At 30.0% G+C, this 4,710-nt stretch carries 5 protein-coding genes; 2 read left to right on the forward strand and 3 right to left on the reverse strand.

The annotated features are described in order from the left end of the window. Window positions 1-55: 55 nt before the first annotated feature. Together AMN99_RS03790 and AMN99_RS03795 are read left to right on the forward strand one after the other, a co-directional pair. Complete coding sequence (locus AMN99_RS03790) at window positions 56-451, forward strand: LexA family protein (protein WP_075506508.1); 396 nt, start codon at window positions 56-58, stop codon at window positions 449-451. Beyond that, window positions 429-1,706 (forward strand): Y-family DNA polymerase, encoded by a 1,278-nt coding sequence (locus AMN99_RS03795; RefSeq protein WP_075506509.1) that lies wholly within the window; start codon window positions 429-431, stop codon window positions 1,704-1,706. The genes AMN99_RS03790 and AMN99_RS03795 overlap by 23 nt, the downstream gene beginning before the upstream one ends. Here AMN99_RS03795 and AMN99_RS03800 read toward each other — a convergent pair. The 3 genes from AMN99_RS03800 to AMN99_RS03810 all read right to left on the reverse strand — a co-directional run. Continuing rightward, the gene (locus AMN99_RS03800) at window positions 1,703-2,944 is read right to left on the reverse strand and encodes an alginate lyase family protein (protein ID WP_075506510.1); all 1,242 of its coding nucleotides are present in this window, start codon (window positions 2,942-2,944) and stop codon (window positions 1,703-1,705) included. The two genes, AMN99_RS03795 and AMN99_RS03800, sit on opposite strands and share 4 nt — an antisense overlap. 35 nt (window positions 2,945-2,979) lie before the next feature. After that, window positions 2,980-4,014, reverse strand: coding sequence for a GMP reductase (locus AMN99_RS03805; protein WP_075506511.1), 1,035 nt, complete (start codon window positions 4,012-4,014; stop codon window positions 2,980-2,982). 89 nt (window positions 4,015-4,103) lie between these two features. Then, on the reverse strand, window positions 4,104-4,710 hold a 607-nt coding region (locus AMN99_RS03810; protein ID WP_075506512.1), incomplete at its 5' end, for a DMT family transporter.

Consider the following 4,710-nt stretch of genomic DNA (forward strand, 5'->3'; position numbering starts at 1 on the left):
ACAACCTATTGAGTGTATTACATAAATAGTCTATAAAGTAGAACAAAACAAGAACATGAAACTAACAATCCCATATTATCTACATAAAGCAGGCGCTGGTTTTCCTTCTCCCGCAACAGATTATATCGAAGAAGATATCGATCTGAACATGCATTTAATAAGAAATGTTCCAGCAACTTTCATAATCAGAGTTCAAGGTAAATCCATGGTTGATGTCGGTATTAATGATGGGGATTTATTGGTCGTTGATAAAAGTTTAAAACCAAAAAACTTTTCAACAGTGATTGCAAACGTTCATGATGAACTTGTGGTTAAAACTTTAGTTCAAGAAAGAGATAAAAAATTTTTAACTTCTGGCTCTAAAGAATTTTCTGACAGAATTTTAATTAATGAAGAACAAGATGTTTTTATTTGGGGAGTAGTTACTTATGTCATCCACTCAGTATACTAAGAAAATAGCACTGGTTGATTGTAATTCTTTTTATGTTTCTTGTGAAAGATTATTCAATCCTAAAATAAGAAAAAAACCAGTTGTCGTTTTATCCAATAATGATGGCTGTATCATCTCAAGATCAAATGAAGCAAAAGCTTTGGGAATTAAGATGGGTGAACCTTATTTTAAAGCAAAAGATATTATTGTTAAAAATAATGTAAATGTTTTTTCATCAAACTATTCTTTGTATGGAGATTTATCGAGAAGAGTGATGCGAACTCTTAAAAGATTTAATTCTGAAATAGAGGTTTATTCAATTGATGAAGCATTTTTAGATTTATCAAACTTTAAAGATCAGGATGTAGAAAAAGTTGGAAAAGAAATCAGAGAAACAGTTTTACAATGGACTGGTATTCCAACAAGTATTGGGATCGCAAAAACAAAAACATTAAGTAAAGTTGCAAATCATATTGCAAAGAAAAAACAATCTGGAGTGACAAGTTTAATTGGAATAGATAATTTAGATCCTATTTTAGAAAAAGTTGAAATTAATGATGTTTGGGGTGTTGGTAGACAATTAACTAAGTTTTATCAAAAGCATGGAATTTATAATGCTAAGCAGCTTAAGAATAAATCTAATACATGGATTAAGAAAAGTTCCAATGTTTTAAGCTCAAGAACTGCAATGGAGCTTAGAGGAATTCCTTGTATTGATTTAGAAACAACTACTACTAAAAGAAAGAGTTGTGTTGTTTCAAGATCATTTGGAAAAAGAATTGAAACTTTTCAAGAATTAAAAGAAGCAGTTGCAAATTATTGTTTGAATGCATCTGAAAAAATTAGATCAGAATCTTTAGTTGCAAAAGCAATTACAGTATTTGTTAGAACTAGTCCTTTTCATAGAAACTTTGGTTATTATTCAAATGCAAAAACAGTTGATTTTCCTATTGCAACAAACAATAGCATTGAAACAGTTAAAACAGCAGTTTCAATTCTTGAGAACATATTTAAAAATGGTTACCGTTATCAAAAAGCGGGCGTGATGCTAACAGGATTATCTAATGCTAGTGATAAAACAAATTTATTTACTTCTGAAAAAGATGAAAAGATAAATAGCTTAATGAGATCAATTGATAACACCAATCATAGATATGGAAGATCTACATTAAGTGTTGCAAGTGCTGGTGTTCATAAAAAGTGGAATATGCGAAGGCAGTATTCTTCTAAAATTGATACCGCTGATTTCTATTGTTTACCAACGATTAGAGCTTAATTTGATATAAGCATTGGGTGTAATGTAAAAACTCGAGAAGGCTCAGATTTAATCTTAGGTAGATATTTGTTGTTATAAGTTTCGTTGTATTTTTTAACAACAATGTCTGAATTTTTATAATCTGGAAATTTACTTACATAAACCATCAAATAAGTTGAGGATTTTACAAAACTTGTTGAGGGTTTTTCAATAGAACCCCATCGATCACCTGCTCCCGGACATGAAATTGCATATTTTTGATTTGTTTTTGATGGATCCATTATCCCCTGAATTACAAAATCTGCTCCATTGTGTAAACTTCTGCCATCAACTTCATAATTAAATAAATCTTTACCTGTTGCATCTTTTAATAAGGATGCCATCATTAAGAGATATCCATAGCTATCAGAATTATATTTTAAACCCATACCGCTTCTCTGGGTATCAATTGGAAAACTTCCATCAGGTCTCATGTCATGGACCGCCAATTTAACAACTTCAATAGAGTGTTGAACTGCTTTTAAGTCATCAATCATTAATCCCCAAATTAAAGTTATGTATGAAGTAAGATAAGCTTTGTTATCTTGTCTATTCATCCAACTACTTTTTGCAACTTTTCTAACAAGCTTATTTAGCCAAGGTCCTAATATTTTTCTCTCTTCAGCATCAAAAGTATCTGCAATCACTGCTGTTGTTGTTAAGATTGAGTTTATTAAAACCATCATCTGCCAATCTACTGGTTTATTGCCCCACGAAACATTGATGCCTTTCCTTAAAGCATCTTTTTTAGCCCAATCTAATAATACTGATTTTATTTCATTAATATTTTCATCAGAATTTCCAACTCTTCCTATGTATGCTGCCTCTTGAAAGTAATCAGTAGCAGAATTAGCCTCCAAAACTTCTTCACCATAACTTTCATTCAATTTAATTATCTCCAAAGGTTTTGGCGCTCTTTTTAAACTTACTTTATGTTTATCTTGTTCTGCAAAATTATAAAATGGAGAGACCCAATTATTATTTTTAAAGTAATCTTCTTTTTGTTTTTTCAACTTATAACCAAAACCTTTTCCAAATTCTGGATGCTCAAAACATTCTTTTGCTGTTTCATGAATATTCCACATAGCTTTTGTTTTGCTTTCAGATAAAACTTTTTTTGGTTTTGTTGTTAAATCAAGATCCTTATAGCTATTTAGATTTTTGGAATAACTGCTATTAGTTAAAATTAATAAAATAAAAATAACAAATATTTTTTTCATTTTCAGAATTTTAAATTAATTTATAATTATTAAAATTATTTTACAAAAGTATCATTAAATTGATTAGATACTCTTACAAAAGTTGTACATTTACTTAATTGTTTTAATGATGGTGCTCCTACATAAGTGCAGCTACTTCTAACGCCACCGAGAATATTTAATACTGTATCGTTTATTTTACCTCTATATTTAACTCTAACTTTTCTGCCTTCACTACTTCTATAATCTGCTAATCCACCATAATGTTTTTTGTTAGCAACTTCTGAACTCGATCCATAAAATTCAATATATTTAGAGCCATTTACTTTTACCACTTTTCCTTTTCCCTCATCATGACCTGCTAACATTCCACCTAACATTACAAAATCTGCACCACCTCCAAAGCCTTTTGCAACATCACCAGGACAAGTACATCCTCCATCTGCAATTACATGTGCACCAAGTCCATGAGCAGCATCAGCACATTCAATGACAGCACTTAATTGTGGGTACCCTACTCCAGTTTGAATTCTAGTTGTACAAACACTTCCAGGTCCTATTCCAACTTTTACAATATCTGCACCACTTAAAACTAATTCCTGTGTCATGTCTGCAGTTACAACATTACCTGCAATAATAGTTTTAGTTGGGTATTTTTCTCTTACTGATTTGATAAAATTTGTAAAATGCTCTGAGTAACCATTAGCAACATCAATACAAATAAATTTGAAAAAACTAAATTCCTTTAAAACTTTATCTAAGTTTTGAAAGTCTTCTTTTTTAATACCAACACTAAGTGCAATATTAGGATAAATTTTTTTAATATTTTTGTTTTGTTTTATTTTTTTTACATCATGTTGTTTTGTTAAACATGTGATCATTTGATGATCATTTAATTTCTCAGCAATAGTTAATTCGCCAACACCATCCATGTTAGCTGCCATGATAGGTATGCCTGACCATTCATTTTTACTGTATTTAAATCTATAGGTTCTAAGAAGATTGACGTCTTTACGGCTTTTTAATGTGCTTCTCTTAGGTCTAAATAAGACATCAGAGTAATCTAGCTTAAGCTCTTCTTCTATTCTCATTAATCAAAAGGCTATTATTTATTAAATAGTATTTCAATTCAAAATAGAGCCTGTGGATAAGTTTTAAGTATTGAATTTATATAGTTTGTTTATTTAATTTTACCCAATTGCTTCTGTCTCATTATAATTATAAGACCACTTATAACAATCATCACAGCACCTAGATATGTGTTGTATTCTGGTGTCTCGTTGAAAAAGAAATACCCATATAAAATTCCCCAAAGTATTGCTGTGTATCTAAAAGTTGATGTAACAGAAACCAATGCGGCTTTAATTGTCAGTACTGAGAAAATATAACCAAAAGATAAAAAGAAAGCTGAAATAATTAAGATAATACTTTGTTCTAAGTTAAATGAATAAAATTTATAAATAGAAAGAACTCCAAAAAATATTGTAACTACCAAACAAGTAATAAACGCTATTTGAAGACTATTGTGACCCGTTTTTATATTTTTAGTTACCAAGTCTCTTATTGATAAAAAGATTGCAGAAAGAAGTGGAAATATAAAGTAGTAACCAAATTTTAATTCAGCTGGATTGATGACAACTACTACACCTGTAAAACCTATTATAACAGCACTCCATCTTTTCCATCTAACTTTTTCGTTTAAAAATAACGCACCAAAAGTTGTCATTATGATTGGAGCTAAACTCAATAAAATATAAACCATTGCAAAAGGTAATTTTGCAACCCCT

Origin of the sequence: Candidatus Pelagibacter communis, from assembly GCF_001180225.1 — a bacterium.
Lineage (GTDB): Bacteria > Pseudomonadota > Alphaproteobacteria > Pelagibacterales > Pelagibacteraceae > Pelagibacter > Pelagibacter ubique_D.

What these genes read in the sequence shown, in the direction of transcription:
- AMN99_RS03800 (WP_075506510.1), bottom strand. Translation starts at nt 2,944, where the DNA reads ATGAAAAAAATATTTGTTATTTTTATTTTATTAATTTTAACTAATAGC.
- AMN99_RS03790 (WP_075506508.1), top strand. Translation starts at nt 56, where the DNA reads ATGAAACTAACAATCCCATATTATCTACATAAAGCAGGCGCTGGTTTT.
- AMN99_RS03805 (WP_075506511.1), bottom strand. Translation starts at nt 4,014, where the DNA reads ATGAGAATAGAAGAAGAGCTTAAGCTAGATTACTCTGATGTCTTATTT.
- AMN99_RS03795 (WP_075506509.1), top strand. Translation starts at nt 429, where the DNA reads ATGTCATCCACTCAGTATACTAAGAAAATAGCACTGGTTGATTGTAAT.